The following is a 13,563-nucleotide window of genomic DNA, read 5'->3' as shown; positions in this document are numbered from 1 at the left end:
GCCGGCTGCTCCGCCGACCATCGGTGACCGCGCTAGCGTGCGACCATGGCAGCCATCGAGGTCACCGGTCCCGAGGTCGAGCGCGCCGAGGAGGTGCTGACGCCGGAGGCACTCGACTTCGTCGCCGACCTGCACCGCCGGTTCGGCGAGCGGCGCGACGCACTGCTCGCCGCACGGCAGCGGCGGCGCGAGCAGGTCGCGAAGCACGGGCTCGACTTCCAGCCGGACACGGCCGAGGTGCGCGAGGGCGACTGGACGGTCGCGCCGGTGCCCGCCGACCTGCAGGACCGCCGGGTCGAGATCACCGGCCCGACCGAGCGGAAGATGGCCATCAACGCGCTCAACTCGGGCGCGAAGGTGTGGCTGGCCGACCTCGAGGACGCCAACACCCCGCACTGGCGCAACGTCGTCGGCGGCCAGGTGACCCTGATGGACGCCGTCCGCCGCACCATCGAGCTGACCACCCCGGAGGGCAAGCACTACGCGCTCACCGACCCCGACCGGATCCCGGTGATCGTGCCGCGGCCGCGTGGTTGGCACTTCGACGAGGAGCACCTGCGCGTCGACGGCGCGCCGGTCGTCGCCGCGCTCGTGGACTTCGGCCTCTACTTCTTCCACAACGCCCGCGAGGTGCTGGCGCGCGGCAGCGGCCCGTACTTCTACCTGCCGAAGATGGAGTCGCACCTCGAGGCGCAGCTCTGGAACGACGTCTTCACCCACGCGCAGCAGGCGCTCGGCATCCCGCACGGCACGGTCCGGGCCACGGTGCTCATCGAGACGATCACCGCGGCGTTCGAGATGGACGAGATCCTCAACGAGCTGCGCGACCACGTGGCCGGGCTCAACGCGGGGCGCTGGGACTACCTGTTCAGCATCATCAAGAACTTCCGCGACGCCGGGTCGGCGTACACCCTCCCGGACCGCAACGCGGTCACCATGGCGGCGCCGATGATGCGGGCCTACAGCGACCTGCTGGTCCGCACCTGCCACCGGCGGGGAGCGTTCGCGATCGGCGGGATGGCGGCGTTCATCCCGAGCCGGCGCGACCCGGAGGTCAACGAGCGGGCGTTCGCGAAGGTGCGCGAGGACAAGACGCGCGAGGCCGCGGCCGGGTTCGACGGGTCGTGGGTCGCCCACCCCGACCTGGTGCCGCTGTGCGCGGAGGTGTTCGGCGAGGTGCTGGGCGAGCGGCCGAACCAGCTCGACGTCCTGCGCGAGGACGTCACGGTCGGGCCCGACGACCTGCTGGCCGTCGACCGGACGCCCGGCGAGCGCACCGAGGCGGGGCTGCGCGGCAACGTGCGGATCGGCATGCAGTACGTCGCCGCCTGGCTCTCCGGCAACGGCGCCGCCGGCATCGACAACCTCATGGAGGACGCCGCCACCGCCGAGATCTCGCGGTCGCAGGTGTGGCAGTGGATCAACAGCGGCGCCACCCTCGACACCGGCGAGACCGTCACCCACGACCTCGTCGAGCGGGTCGTCGAGGAGGAGCACGCCGCGCTCGTCGAGGCCGCCGCGGGCGGGGACACCGAGGTGCTGGCCGAGGCGCGCCGGCTCTTCGAGCAGGCCGCCCTCGCCGAGGACTTCCCCGACTTCCTGACCCTGCCCGCCTACCGCTCGATCCTCGCCGCCGGCCACTGACCCGCACACCGTTGAGTCGACACTTCTGACGCTCGAGTCCCGAGTTCTGCCGGTCCACTCGGGACTTCCGGTCACGCTCCCGGGCAACTGGTGGCAGCTCGGCGTCGTACGGGCGTCAACTGGTGGCAGCTCGGCGTGGTTCCGGGGTCAACTGGCGGCAGCTCGCGTGACTTCCTGGCCGGCGATCCAGATGCCGGCGAGGTCGGCGGGGGTGCCGAGGGCAAAGACCCGGGCCAGGGCCTGCTCGGGCGAGTCGGCGTGGCGCAGGGCGAGGTCGAGCGGGGTGCCGGGGGCCGGGCGCACCCGGACGGCGTCGAACTGGCGGCCCTCGCCGAGGTCCCCGACCTGGTCGCCCAGTCCCAGCGCGAGCGCGCCGGCGCGGGTCGCGAGGTGGAGCAGGTGGGTCGAGGTCAGCGGCAGGCCCTCGCGGCCGAGCAGCGACTGGGTGAAGGTCGCCTGCAGGCCCTCCTTGAGCAGGCAGAAGCCGGTGCCGGCGCCGACGTCGGAGCCGAGCGCGACCCGGACGCCGTGGTCGACGTGACGACGCAGCGGGAAGAGCCCGCTGCCGAGGGCGGCGTTGCTGGTCGGGCAGTGCGCGACCGAGGCGCCGCGACCGGCCAGCACCGCGAGCTCGTCATCGGTGGGGTGCACGTCGTGGGCGAGCACCGAGCGCTCCCCCACCAGGCCGTGGCAGTCGTAGGTGCCGACGTAGTGGGCGGCCTCGGCGAAGAGCCGGCCGACCTCGGCCACCTCGCGGGGGTTCTCGTTGACGTGACTGGTGAACCACGTGCCGGGCTCGTCCTTCAGCACCGCCGCGCACGCCTCGAGCACCGCCTCGCTGGCGGAGTAGGAGAAGCGCGGGGTGACGGCGTACCGGGTGCGGCCGCGGCCGTGCCAGCGGGCGGCGAGCCCGCGCGCCTCGTCGTAGGCTCGCTCGGGGGTCGTGAGCAGCGGCGCGGGCAGCGCCCGGTCGCTGACGACCAGGCCGGCGGTCACCCGCAGCCCGACCCGGGTCGCCTCCTCGAAGAACGCGTCGACGGCGGGCGCGAAGTGGGAGCCGAACACCAGCGCGGCCGTGGTCCCGGCGGAGACGAGCCCGGCGACGAACTCCCGCGCGATCACGGCGGCGTACGCCGGGTCCTCGAGCCGGCACTCCTCCGGCAGCGCGCAGCGGTCGAGCCAGTCGAGCAGCGGCATCCCGAGGGTCCCGACGATCCGGACCTGCGGGTAGTGGACGTGGGTGTCGACGAACCCGGGCAGCAGCAGCCCGTCGGAGAGGTCGAGGACCTCCTCGTCGGGGTGCTCCGCGCGGAGCGAGGCGAAGGATCCGCGGCCGGCCACGACGCCGTCACGGACCAGCAGCCCGGCGTCCTCGTCGTGCCGCAGCACCCCGCCGGTGAACGGGTCGTCGGGCGTGTCCAGCACCCGCGCCCGGACCAGGGTCACGGGCCCCCCGGGCTCGTCCGCGCGGTCCGGTAGGCCGTCTCGCGCAGCAGCGCAGTCGCCACCGAGAGCGCCACCGTCGCAGGCTCCTTGCCCACGATCGCGGGGTCGCCGATCGGGCAGCGGACCCGGTCGACGGCGACCGGGTCGTGGCCCTCGGTCAGCAGCCCGCCGCGGAAGCGGGCCCACTTCGCAGCCGAGCCGATCAGCCCGACGCTGCCGAGGTGGCCGCAGCGCAGCGCCGCGTCGCAGAGCGCGAAGTCCTCGGCGTGGTCGTGGGTCATCACCAGCACGTGGGTGCCGGCCGGCACCGCGCCGAGCGCGAGCTCGGGCAGCGGCGCGTGGTGGACGTGCACGCCGGCGACCGCGTCGGCGAGGCAGGCCAGCCGCTCATCCGTGAGCTGGTCGGCGCGCGAGTCGACGAGGTGGAGCTCGAGGTCGTGGCGGGCCAGCACCCGCGCCAGCTCCAGCCCGACGTGGCCGACGCCGAAGACGGCGACCGACGGCACCACCCGCAGCGGCTCCAGCAGCAGCGACACCTCGCCGCCGCAGCACTGGCGACCGTGCTCGGTGCGGGCCTTGTCGCTCAGCGAGACCGTCAGTGTCTCGGGCCCGTCGACGAGCCCGCCGGCCAGCAGCGCGCGGGCCCGGGCGATCGCGGTCTCCTCGAGGTTGCCGCCGCCGACGGTGCCCCAGGTCCCCTCGGCCGTGACGACCAGCTTGGCGCCGGCGTCGCGGGGTGCGTGGCCGCGCACTCCCGCGACGGTGACCAGCACTCCGGGCACCCGCTCCCGGCGCAGCCGGGCCAACTCGTCGACCCAGCTCATCGCCGTGTCACCTCCTCCGAGCGCGGGTGGAGCCGCTCCGCGTCGACCGGCGGCTGGTCGGGGACGAGGCCGGGCAGGCCGTCGGCGACGTGGCCGTGCCGGCTGCCGGCGCGATCGCCGCGGCGGGCCCGGTCGAGCGCCCAGTAGACCGCCTCGGGCGTCGCGGGCGAGGCGAGGTCGACGCTGGTGCCGGGCGGGCCGAAGGCGGCGGCCGCCTCGCGCAGCGCCTCACGCACCGAGAAGGCCAGCATCAGCGGCGGCTCCCCCACCGCCTTGGAGCCGTAGACAGCGCCGTCCTCGTGCGCCCGCGGCAGCAGGCTGACCCGGAAGTCGGGCGGCATCTCGCTGAAGCTCGGGAGCTTGTAGGTGCTGGCGGCCTGGGTGGTGAGCCGGCCCCGGCCGGGGCCGTCGGACTCGTCCCAGCGCAGGTCCTCCAGCGTCAGCCAGCCGGCGCCCTGCACGAAGCCGCCCTCGATCTGGCCGAGGTCGACCAGCGGCGAGAGGCTGTCGCCGACGTCGTGGACGATGTCCACGCGGCGCAGCGTGTAGGCACCGGTGAAGCCGTCCACCTCGACCTCGGCCGCGGCGACGCCGTAGGCGAAGTACTTGAACGGGTGGCCGTGCATCACCGTGGAGTCCCAGTGGAGCCCCTCGGTGCGGTAGTAGCCGGCCGCCCACAGCTGCACGCGGCTGAAGTACGCCTCGCGGACCAGCTCCTCCCACGGCAGCCCGCGGCCGGCGTCGACCTCGCGCAGTCGCTCCAGGATCTGCTCGCAGGCGTGCTTGACCGCGCCGCCGTTGAGGTCGGCCCCCGAGCTCGCCGCCGTCGCGGAGGTGTTGGGCACCTTGTCGGTCCGGGTCGGCGCGAGCCGGACCCGCGCGAGGGGTACGCCGAGCGCGGTCGCCGCGACCTGCAGCATCTTGGTGTGGAGGCCCTGCCCCATCTCGGTGCCGCCGTGGTTGATGAGGACCGAGCCGTCCTTGTAGACGTGCACCAGCGCCCCGGCCTGGTTGAAGGCGGTGAAGTTGAAGGAGATCCCGAACTTCACCGGCGTCACCGCGATCGCCCGCTTAATGTGCGGGTGGGCGGCGTTGAACGCCTCGACCTCCGCGCGCCGCTCGGCGACCCGCCCCTCGGCGAGGACCTGCTCCCACGCGGCGACGGCGCGCTCGGGGTGCCGCACCGGCTGGCCGTACGGCGTGGACTGGCCGTCGGCGTAGAGGTTGCGGCGGCGCAGCTCCACCGGGTCGACGCCGAGAAGCGGGGCGCAGCGTCCGAGCACGTCCTCGATCACCAGCATCCCCTGCGGCCCGCCGAAGCCGCGGAAGGCGGTCTGCGAGGTCTTGTTGGTCCGCGCGACGCGGCCGTTCACCCGGACGTGCGGGATCCAGTAGGCGTTGTCGACGTGGCACAGCGCCCGGGCGAGCACCGGCTCGGACAGGTCGAGGCTCCAGCCGCCGTCGCTGGTGAGCGTCGCGTCGAGCGCCTGCAGCCGACCGTCGTCGTCGAAGCCGACCCGCCACTGGGCGTGGAAGCCGTGCCGCTTGCCGGTCATGGTCATGTCCTGCGCCCGGCTCAGCCGCAGCCGCACCGGGCGGCCGGTCAGGGTGGCGCCCAGCGCCGCGATCGCGGCGTACCCGTGGGGCTGCATCTCCTTGCCGCCGAAGCCGCCGCCCATCCGCAGGCACTGCACGGTCACGTCGTGGTTGTGGAGCCCGAGGACGTGGGCCACGATCTCCTGCGTCTCGGAGGGGTGCTGCGTGCTGGACTGCACGAACACCTGGCCCGCCTCGTCGAGCATCGCCAGCGAGCAGTGGGTCTCGAGGTAGAAGTGCTCCTGGCCGGCCATCTCGGTGACGCCGCTGAAGACGTGCGTCGAGCCGGCGAGCGCCGCCTCGACGTCGCCGCGCTCGACGGTGGGCCGGCCGCCCTGGAAGCTGCCCGCCTCGATCGCCTCCCGGACGCTGACGAGCGCCGGCAGCGGCTCGTAGTCGACCTCGACGGCCGCGGCTCCGCGCCGGGCCGCCTCGAGGGTCTCGCCGAACACCCAGCAGACCGCGTGACCGACGTACATCACCTCGGACGGGAACAGCGGCTCGTCGTGCTTCACGCCCGCGTCGTTGACGCCGGGCACGTCGTCGGCGGTGAGCACCCGCACGACGCCGGGCACGGCGTAGGCCGGGTCGACGTGGAGCCGGGTGACCCGGGCGTGGGCGTGGGGCGCCTGGACCGGGTGGGCGTGCAGGACGCGCGGGGTCCGCACGACGAGGTCGTCGGTGTACAGCGCGGCGCCGGTGACGTGGAGCGCGGCGCTCTCGTGGGGCAGGTCCTCGCCGACGACGGCGCCGTCGGGGCGGCGGGACAGCGGGCTGCCGGTCGAGCTGGTCATGCCGGCACCTCCTCGCCGGTCGTGGTCCACCAGAGCCGGCGCAGCGCCTGCCCGAGCATCGCGCTGCGGTAGGCGGCGCTGGCGCGGTGGTCGTCCATGGGGGTGCCCTCACCGGCGAGCGCGTCCGCTGCCTCGTCGACGGTCTCCGCGGCCCACGGCCGGCCCTCGAGCGCGGCCTCGGTCGCCCGCGCGCGGAGAGGGGTGGCGGCGACGCCGCCGAGGCCGATCCGGGCCCGACTGACGGAGCCCCCGTCGAGGTCGAGGGCGAAGCCGACGGCGACGCTGGAGATGTCGTCGTACCGGCGCTTGGCGATCTTGTGGAACGCTGTGAGGGTGGGCGTCCGGGCGGGGAGCCGGACCGCGCGGATCAGCTCGCCGGGACCGAGCACGGTCTCGCGGTAGCCGGTCCAGAAGTCCTCGAGCGCGACCTCGCGCTCGCCGTCGGCGGAGGCCAGCAGCAGCGTCGCGTCCAGCGCGAGCAGCGCCGGTGGCAGGTCGCCGATCGGCGAGGCGGTGGCGAGGTTGCCGCCGATGGTGGCGCCGTTGCGGATCAGCCGGGAGGCGAACTGCGGCCACACCTCGTCGAGCAGCGGCACCGACCCCGCCAGCAGCTCCTCGGCCTCGCTCAGCGTGAGCGCGGCGCCGATCTCGACGTGGCCGTCGCCGGTCGTCAGCCCGCGCAGCTCGGGCAGCCGGTCGACCGCGACGACGTAGGCCGGTCGCGCGCCGCGCAGGTTGACCTCGACGCCGAGGTCTGTGGCGCCGGCCAGGACGGTGGCGCCGGGGTGGTCGGCGAGCAGCCGCAGCGCCTCGGCAAGGTCGGTCGGCCGGACGAAGTCACCGTCGTCGTCGGCGAGCCGGGTGGCGGCCGGGGCGGGGGGCGGAGCGGCGCGGCGGGTGGCGACCGGGTCGGCCGGGTCGGGGTCGCCGAGCGCCCAGGCCGCGTCGCGGATCGGTCGGTAGCCGGTGCAGCGGCAGAGGTTGCCGCTGAGGGCGTGGAGGTCGAAGCCGTTGGGGCCGTGCTCCGCGTCCTCGTGCACATGCCCGTGGTGGCCGTCGGTCATCGCGGACCGGCCGGCGCGGTAGAACTCCGCGGCCATCGAGCAGACGAAGCCGGGGGTGCAGTAGCCGCACTGCGACCCGCCGCGGACCGCGAGCTCGCGCTGGACCGGGTGCAGGGAGTCGGGGGTGCCGAGCCCCTCGGAAGTGACGACCTCCTGCCCGTCGAGGGCCGCGGCCGGCACCAGGCAGGCGTTGACGGCGGTCCACCGCGTCGCCCCGCCCTCACCGTCGGGCGTGCCCGAGCCGACGTCGGGGCGGGCCACCAGCACCGAGCAGGCGCCGCACTCCCCCTCGGCGCAGCCCTCCTTGGCGCCGGTGAGCCCGAGCCCGCGGAGGAAGTCGAGGGCGGTGGTGTGCACGGGCACGCCGGCGAGCTCACGGGGCGTCCCGTTGACGGTGATCTGTGGGATCTGTGCGATCTGTGGGATCTCGGGCATCTCGTCTCCGCGCGTGGTCGTCCGCGGCCGTTGCCGCGTGCATGGTTTCGAGAGCCCTGCGGCCGCCGGTTGTCCATGCCGAACGACGCCCGCGCTCCCACTCTACGTGACCGCGGTCACATCCGTCCCCCGTCGACACCGCCGCGAACGGGCGGACTCAGGGGTGGAGGCGCAGCCGCGGGTGGCGGTGGACGTCCTTGTAGAGCAGGTAGCGGAACCGACCCGGGCCACCGGCGTAGCAGGCCTGCGGGCAGAACGCGCGCAGCCACATGAAGTCGCCCGCCTGCACCTCGACCCAGTCGCGGTTGAGCAGGTAGACCGCTTTGCCCTCCAGCACGTAGAGGCCGTGCTCCATGACGTGGGTCTCCGGGAACGGGATGGCCCCGCCCGGCTCGAAGGTGACGATGTTGACGTGCATGTCGTGGCGGACGTCGTCGGGGTCGACGAACCGCTGCGTGGCCCAGGCACCGTCGGTGTCGGGCATCGGCTGGAGCGCGACGTCCTGCTCGCGGGTCACGAACGCCTCCGGCAGCTCGACGCCGTCGACGCGCTCGTAGGCCTTGCGGATCCAGTGGAAGGTCGCGGTCGCTCCGGAGGTGTTGCGCAGCGTCCAGCCGGCGCCGGGCGGGAGGTAGGCGTAGCCGCCGCGCTCCAGGTCGTACGACGACCCGGCCACGGTCAGTGAGACCCGGCCGTCGACCACGAAGAGCACCGCCTCGGCGTCCGGGTCCGGCTCGGGGCGGTCGCTGCCGCCGCCCGGGGCGACCTCGACGACGTACTGCGAGAAGGTCTCGGCGAAGCCCGACAGCGGCCGCGCCAGCACCCACAGCCGGGTGTCGTCCCAGTGCGGCAGCCGGCTGGTCACGATGTCGCGCATGGTGCCGCGCGGCAGCACGGCGTACGCCTCGGTGAAGACGGCGCGGTCGGTGGTCAGCTCCGTCTGGCCGGGCAGGCCGCCGCGGGGCGTCCAGTACTGCGGGCTCTCCGGACTCTCCGGGGTCACTGCCTCCCCCTCCTCAGCAGCCGGCCGCGCGGGGCGGCGGCCAGGTCGACGGGTGTGCCGCGCAGCCAGGTCTGGCGCACGGTGCCGGTGAGCGTACGCCCGGCGTAGGCCGAGAGGGCGTTCTTGTGGTGGAGCCGCGCGGGATCCACCACGAAGGTCTCGTCGGGGGCGAGCACGCACAGGTCGGCGGCGCTGCCGACCGCGATCTCGCCCCGGTCCGTGAGCCCCACCCGGCGGGCGGGGGCGGTGGCCATCCAGCGGACGACGTCGGCGAGGCCGAGGCCGCGCTCGCGGGCGGCGGTCCACACCACCGGCAGCGACAGCTGCAGCGACGCGATGCCGCCCCAGGCCTCGGCGAAGTCGCCGGTGTCGCGGCGCTTCAGCTCGGCCGTGCACGGCGAGTGGTCGCTGACGACCAGGTCGAGGTCGCCGTCGGCCAGGCCGTCCCAGAGGGCCGACCGGTTGTCGGCGTCGCGGATGGGCGGGCAGCACTTGAGCTCGGTGGCACCGTCGGGGACCTCGCCGGCGTCGAAGTAGAGGTAGTGCGGGCAGGTCTCGACCGACACGTCGACCCCGTCCCGGCGGGCCTCGCGCAGCCCGGGGATCGCACCCGCCGCACTGAGGTGCACCACGTGCGCACGGGCGCCGGTGGCCCGCGCCGCGTCGATCACCAGGTCGATCGCGCGCTCCTCCGCCGCAGGCGGCCGGGACGCCAGGAAGCCGGCGTACGCCGTGCCGTGCTCGCACGGCCCGATCGACGTCGGGTCCTCGGCGTGCACGATCATCAGCGCCCCGAGCCGCGCGGTCTCGGCCATCGCTGCGCGGAAGTCCGCCGGCTCGAGGTGCGGGAACTCCGGCACCCCGGAGTCGAGCAGGAAGCACTTGAAGCCGAAGACCCCCTCGTCGTGGAGCGGGCCGAGGTCGTCGAGGTTGCCGGGCACGGCGCCGCCCCAGAAGCCCACGTCGACGAAGGCCTGGTCGCGCGCGGCCGCCCGCTTCTCCTCCAGCGCCGCCACGGTCGTCGTGGCCGGGATGCTGTTGAGGGGCATGTCGACGATCGTGGTGACGCCGCCGGCCGCCGCCGCGCGAGTGGCGGAGGCGAACCCCTCCCACTCGGTGCGGCCGGGCTCGTTGACGTGCACGTGGGTGTCGACGAGGCCGGGCAGCAGCACCTCGTCGTCGGCGAGGTCGACGACCAGGTCGGCGTCGGCCCGGGCGCCGTACGGCGCGAGGTCGACGACGACGCCGTCCTTGATGCCGACCTCGACCGGCTCCTCCCGGCCACCGACGACCGCCCGCGGTGCCCGCAGCAGCACGTCGAGCCGGTCGGGCCGGGCGCCCCGGGACGGCGGGTCAGCTGCCACGGTAGGTGGAGTAGCCGTAGGGGTTGAGCAGCAGCGGCACGTGGAAGTGCTCGTCGGCGGCGACCACGAACGCCACCCGCACCTCCGGGTAGAAGGCGTCGACCCCGAGGCCGGCGAACCAGCTGCCGGTGTCGAAGCGGACGACGTAGTCGCCGAGGTCCAGGTCGTCCGGGCCGAGCCGGCCGACCCGGCCGTCGGCGTCGGTGACCCCGGCGCCGAGGACCTCGCCGTCGGCGGAGAGGAGCTCGACGCGGACCCCCTCGGCCGGGCGGCCGCGACTGGTGTCGAGGACGTGGGTGCTCAGGGTGGCCATCAGGTCAGCTGCTCCAGCCGGAGCAGCGCGATCTGGCGCAGCTGCTCCTCGGTCTCGGTCCGTTCGGTGTCGTCGTCGTTGCCGAGCCGGCGCTCGAGCTCGGCCAGGATCTCGGTCGCGTCGCGGCCGGCGGCCCGGATCAGGAAGACCCGGTCGAAGCGCTCCTCGTAGGCCCGGTTGCCGGCGGCCAGCCGGGCCGCGACGTCGGCGTCCTGCCGGTCGACCCCGGACTGCTCACGCTCCGAGAAGGCGGCGTCGTGGCCCGCCCCGGCGCGCTCCCCGATCCGCGGGTGGCCGGCAAGCGCTTCCTGCAGCTCGTCGTCGCTGAGCGTCGCGGCGGTCTCCGCGACGGTCAGCAGCGCCTCGCGGTCGGCGTACGGGCGGCCGGCGACGACGGAGTCGACCCACCGCGGCACGGCGAGGCAGCGGGTGAGCCGCTCGCGCGCCTCGGCCTCGGGCAGCGCGTTGAACTCCTCCAGCGCGGCGGACGTCGGCGCGGCCATCAGGGCTCCCGGGTGACGGTGGCCTCGATGAGGCCGTAGGGGCGGTCGGCGGCGATGAACACCTCGCCGGGGTTGTCGAGCCCGAAGGGCGTCAGGTCGACGAGGTGGTGGTGCTTGTTGGGCGCCACGAAGGAGACCTCGGCCAGGCCGTCGTGGGCCTCCAGGACCGCCTTCCCCATCGCCCACAGCGTCTCCTGCAGCGCCCGGCTGTACGTCGTCGCGAAGGCCTCGACGAGCAGCCTCCGCACATCGGCGTACGACGCGTCCCAGTCGAACGGCGGGTCGTCGGCGGCGGGCTCCGATGCGTGCCGCCAGCGGGCGGTGAGCGAGGTCGCGAGGACACGGTCGTCGGTGTCCTGCAGCGTGGTGTACTCGTCGTGCAGGAACCCCTTGAACTCCGAGCCGGTCGACTTCAGCACGACCAGGTCGCGCAGCCCGGACTCGACCGTCGCGCCGTCGCGGGTCACGTCGGCGACGACGGTGCGGACCTCCTCGCCACGACGCACGAAGGCGTGGTCGTGGCCGGCGCCGTCGACCTCGATCCGGGCCCACGCCTGCTCCTCGACGGTGACCAGGCACCCGGTCGCGGCCGGGGTCGCCTCGAGCAGACGGCGGCCGAGCGCGAGGGCGTAGTCCTCGGGCGAGCTCACGCCGTGCCGCTTCGCCCAGGCGAACGCGGTGTTCTTCTGGGTGTCGGTCGGCAGGACGTGCGCCTGGTCGCCGTCGACGTGGGCGGCGGTGAAGTCGCCGCGCAGCGCCGTCGAGACATTGAGGTCGCGGATCTCGTGGCGCGGGGTGTCGCGGTGGATCCGCACCACCCGGTTCTCCGCCTTGCCGTACTGGTTGCTCCCGAGCCGGACGGCTCCGGGGGCCTCCCCCGTCGTGCCCACGTCACTCCTCCCGTCGGGGCCGGCGCGCCAGGTCGGCGAGCCGGTCGGCGTCGAGGCCGGTGGCCTCCGCGGTCTCGTCCTGCCCCAGCGCGCCGCAGTCGAGGCCGCGCAGCAGGAAGTCGGCCAGCGCACGCGCGGTGGCGGGCTCGTCCAGCACGGAACCGTCGGCCCTGTCCGAATCGGCCGCGGAGTACGCGCTCAGCCGCTCCGCCGCGTCGGCGAACCCGTCGCGGTAGAAGCGGAACGTCGCGGCGTACCGGGTCGGCAGCTGCGCGGGGTGCAGGTCCCAACCCTGGTAGAAGCCACGCTCCAGCGAGCGGCGCACCAGCCGCAGGTGGGTCTCCCACCCACGTCGCACCGCGTCGGTGTCTCCGACGGGAAGCACGTTCGTGGAGCCGTCGGAGAGGCGTACGCCGGTACCGGCCGCGGCGGCCTGCATCACCGCCTTGGCGTGGTCGGCGGCGGGGTGCTCGAGGCTCTGGAAGGGCGCGGCGATCGCGCACGCGGCGCTGTAGTCGTAGGTGCCGTAGTGCAGGCCGGTGCAGCGACCCTCGGCGGCGCGGATCATGCGGGCCACCGGGACGGTGCCGTCAGCGCCGAGGACCGACTGCGGCGTCTCGACCTGGATCTCGAAGCGGAGGACGCCGTCGCCGAGGGAGAGCGCGGACTCGAGGTGGGCGAGCGCCAGCACCATGGCCTCGACCTGCTCCACCGAGGTCACCTTGGGCAGGGTCACCACGAAGCCGTCCGGCAGCGGCCCGCCGTCGGTCAGCGTCTCGACGAACCGGACGAGGGTGCGCAGCCCACGGTGGCGGGTGGCGGGCTCGAGACTCTTGACGCGGATGCCGTGGAACGGGGTCGCGGTGCCCTCGGCGATCGCGGCGCGCAGGGCGGTCGCCGCCGCTGTCGCGGCCTCGTCCTCCTCGTCGTCCGGCCTGGTCCCGTAGCCGTCCTCGAAATCGATCCGCACGTCCTCGACCGGTTCGCTGCCCAGCTTCTCCAGAAGCCGGTCGAGCAGGTCGTCGTCACCGTCGAGCAGCTCGAGCAGCAGCCCCGCGTGCTCGAGCACGACCCGCTGCGCCTCGTCGCCGTAAGACTTGGCGGTGCGGGCCGTGAACCGGTCCGCCGGCACGTAGGCGGTGTGCACCGGCTGCCGGCCGGCCCGCTCGCCGGGGTAGTGCCGCGCCAGGTCGGCGTCCGCGCCCTCGAGGTGCGCGTCGATGTCGCGCGTCAGCCCCGCGAGGTCCACGTCCGCCATGTCGGCACCCTAGTGGCCCTGTCGACCCCCCACCCGCCACGCGACACGCCGCCGGTGGTTGAGGTGCGAGGCCCCCCAGCGCCGAGCCTCGAAACCCCGTGAGCGAGGCAGGGCAGCAACCCGACGCCTGTGCGGTGGATCCGGCGCGCTGGGTACGCCGTACCCACCGCGCTGTTCCCGGCGAGGTCTCGACGAGCTCGACCGGCGTGGGTCACCGCCCTGCACTCGTGCGCGGGTCTCGACACGCTCGCTGCGCTCGCTACTCGACCACCGGTTCCCCAGGCCGTGGCCACCGGCTCGTGGCCGCGTGGCACCGGTGGTTGAGGTGCGAGGCGCGCCAGCGCCGAGCCTCGAAACCCCGTGAGCGAGGCAGGGCAGCAACCGGACGCCTGTGCGGTGGATCCGGCGCGCTGGGTACGCCGTACCCAT

11 protein-coding genes are annotated in these 13,563 nt (G+C 74.5%); 1 reads left to right on the top strand and 10 read right to left on the bottom strand.

Translation table 11 applies throughout. The annotated features are described in order from the left end of the window. Positions 1 to 45 precede the first annotated feature (45 nt). Complete coding sequence (gene aceB, locus ACFP2E_RS14080; RefSeq protein WP_378524114.1) at positions 46 to 1,644, top strand: malate synthase A; 1,599 nt, start codon at positions 46 to 48, stop codon at positions 1,642 to 1,644. Between the two features lie 147 nt (positions 1,645 to 1,791). Here the strand turns inward: aceB and ACFP2E_RS14075 are convergent, their stop codons facing one another. The 10 genes from ACFP2E_RS14075 to ACFP2E_RS14030 all read right to left on the bottom strand — a co-directional run bounded on the left by ACFP2E_RS14075 (position 1,792) and on the right by ACFP2E_RS14030 (position 13,134). Further along, entirely contained in the window at positions 1,792 to 3,090 is a 1,299-nt protein-coding gene (locus tag ACFP2E_RS14075; protein ID WP_378524113.1) for a guanine deaminase, read from the bottom strand. Beyond that, entirely contained in the window at positions 3,087 to 3,914 is an 828-nt protein-coding gene (xdhC, locus tag ACFP2E_RS14070; protein ID WP_378524112.1) for a xanthine dehydrogenase accessory protein XdhC, read from the bottom strand. The genes ACFP2E_RS14075 and xdhC overlap by 4 nt, the downstream gene beginning before the upstream one ends. Further along, the gene (gene xdhB, locus ACFP2E_RS14065) at positions 3,911 to 6,304 is read right to left on the bottom strand and encodes a xanthine dehydrogenase molybdopterin binding subunit (protein ID WP_378524111.1); all 2,394 of its coding nucleotides are present in this window, start codon (positions 6,302 to 6,304) and stop codon (positions 3,911 to 3,913) included. The genes xdhC and xdhB overlap by 4 nt, the downstream gene beginning before the upstream one ends. Next, positions 6,301 to 7,803 carry a xanthine dehydrogenase small subunit gene (locus tag ACFP2E_RS14060; protein ID WP_378524110.1) on the bottom strand — a complete coding sequence of 501 codons (1,503 nt, stop codon included), beginning with the start codon at positions 7,801 to 7,803 and terminating at the stop codon, positions 6,301 to 6,303. The genes xdhB and ACFP2E_RS14060 overlap by 4 nt, the downstream gene beginning before the upstream one ends. Positions 7,804 to 7,960: 157 nt before the next feature. Continuing rightward, positions 7,961 to 8,806: a bifunctional allantoicase/(S)-ureidoglycine aminohydrolase gene (locus ACFP2E_RS14055; RefSeq protein ID WP_378524109.1), complete on the bottom strand. Its 846-nt coding sequence runs from the start codon at positions 8,804 to 8,806 to the stop codon at positions 7,961 to 7,963. Further along, complete coding sequence (gene allB, locus ACFP2E_RS14050) at positions 8,803 to 10,170, bottom strand: allantoinase AllB (RefSeq protein WP_378524108.1); 1,368 nt, start codon at positions 10,168 to 10,170, stop codon at positions 8,803 to 8,805. Before allB ends, ACFP2E_RS14055 begins: the two co-directional genes overlap by 4 nt. Beyond that, a complete protein-coding gene (gene uraH, locus ACFP2E_RS14045; protein ID WP_378524107.1) occupies positions 10,160 to 10,483 on the bottom strand; it encodes a hydroxyisourate hydrolase in 324 nt (107 codons plus the stop codon). Before uraH ends, allB begins: the two co-directional genes overlap by 11 nt. Further along, a complete protein-coding gene (gene uraD, locus ACFP2E_RS14040; RefSeq protein WP_378524106.1) occupies positions 10,483 to 10,986 on the bottom strand; it encodes a 2-oxo-4-hydroxy-4-carboxy-5-ureidoimidazoline decarboxylase in 504 nt (167 codons plus the stop codon). The genes uraH and uraD overlap by 1 nt, the downstream gene beginning before the upstream one ends. Next, positions 10,986 to 11,876, bottom strand: a complete 891-nt coding sequence (gene pucL / locus ACFP2E_RS14035) for a factor-independent urate hydroxylase (protein ID WP_378524105.1) — start codon at positions 11,874 to 11,876, stop codon at positions 10,986 to 10,988. Before pucL ends, uraD begins: the two co-directional genes overlap by 1 nt. A 1-nt stretch (position 11,877) precedes the next feature. Continuing rightward, the gene (locus ACFP2E_RS14030) at positions 11,878 to 13,134 is read right to left on the bottom strand and encodes a DUF6986 family protein (RefSeq protein WP_378524104.1); all 1,257 of its coding nucleotides are present in this window, start codon (positions 13,132 to 13,134) and stop codon (positions 11,878 to 11,880) included. Between the last annotated feature and the right edge of the window lie 429 nt (positions 13,135 to 13,563).

Origin of the sequence: Nocardioides sp. GCM10027114, assembly GCF_042659625.1 — a bacterium.
Classification (GTDB): Bacteria; Actinomycetota; Actinomycetes; order Propionibacteriales; family Nocardioidaceae; genus Nocardioides.
Note: the sequence above shows the minus strand (reverse complement) of the source record. Positions and strands in the feature narration are given on the sequence as shown.

Coding starts and splice junctions, on each gene's coding strand:
- aceB (WP_378524114.1), top strand. CDS start 46: ATGGCAGCCATCGAGGTCACCGGTCCCGAGGTCGAGCGCGCCGAGGAG.
- xdhC (WP_378524112.1), bottom strand. CDS start 3,914: ATGAGCTGGGTCGACGAGTTGGCCCGGCTGCGCCGGGAGCGGGTGCCC.
- xdhB (WP_378524111.1), bottom strand. CDS start 6,304: ATGACCAGCTCGACCGGCAGCCCGCTGTCCCGCCGCCCCGACGGCGCC.
- ACFP2E_RS14060 (WP_378524110.1), bottom strand. CDS start 7,803: ATGCCCGAGATCCCACAGATCGCACAGATCCCACAGATCACCGTCAAC.
- uraH (WP_378524107.1), bottom strand. CDS start 10,483: ATGGCCACCCTGAGCACCCACGTCCTCGACACCAGTCGCGGCCGCCCG.
- uraD (WP_378524106.1), bottom strand. CDS start 10,986: ATGGCCGCGCCGACGTCCGCCGCGCTGGAGGAGTTCAACGCGCTGCCC.
- ACFP2E_RS14030 (WP_378524104.1), bottom strand. CDS start 13,134: ATGGCGGACGTGGACCTCGCGGGGCTGACGCGCGACATCGACGCGCAC.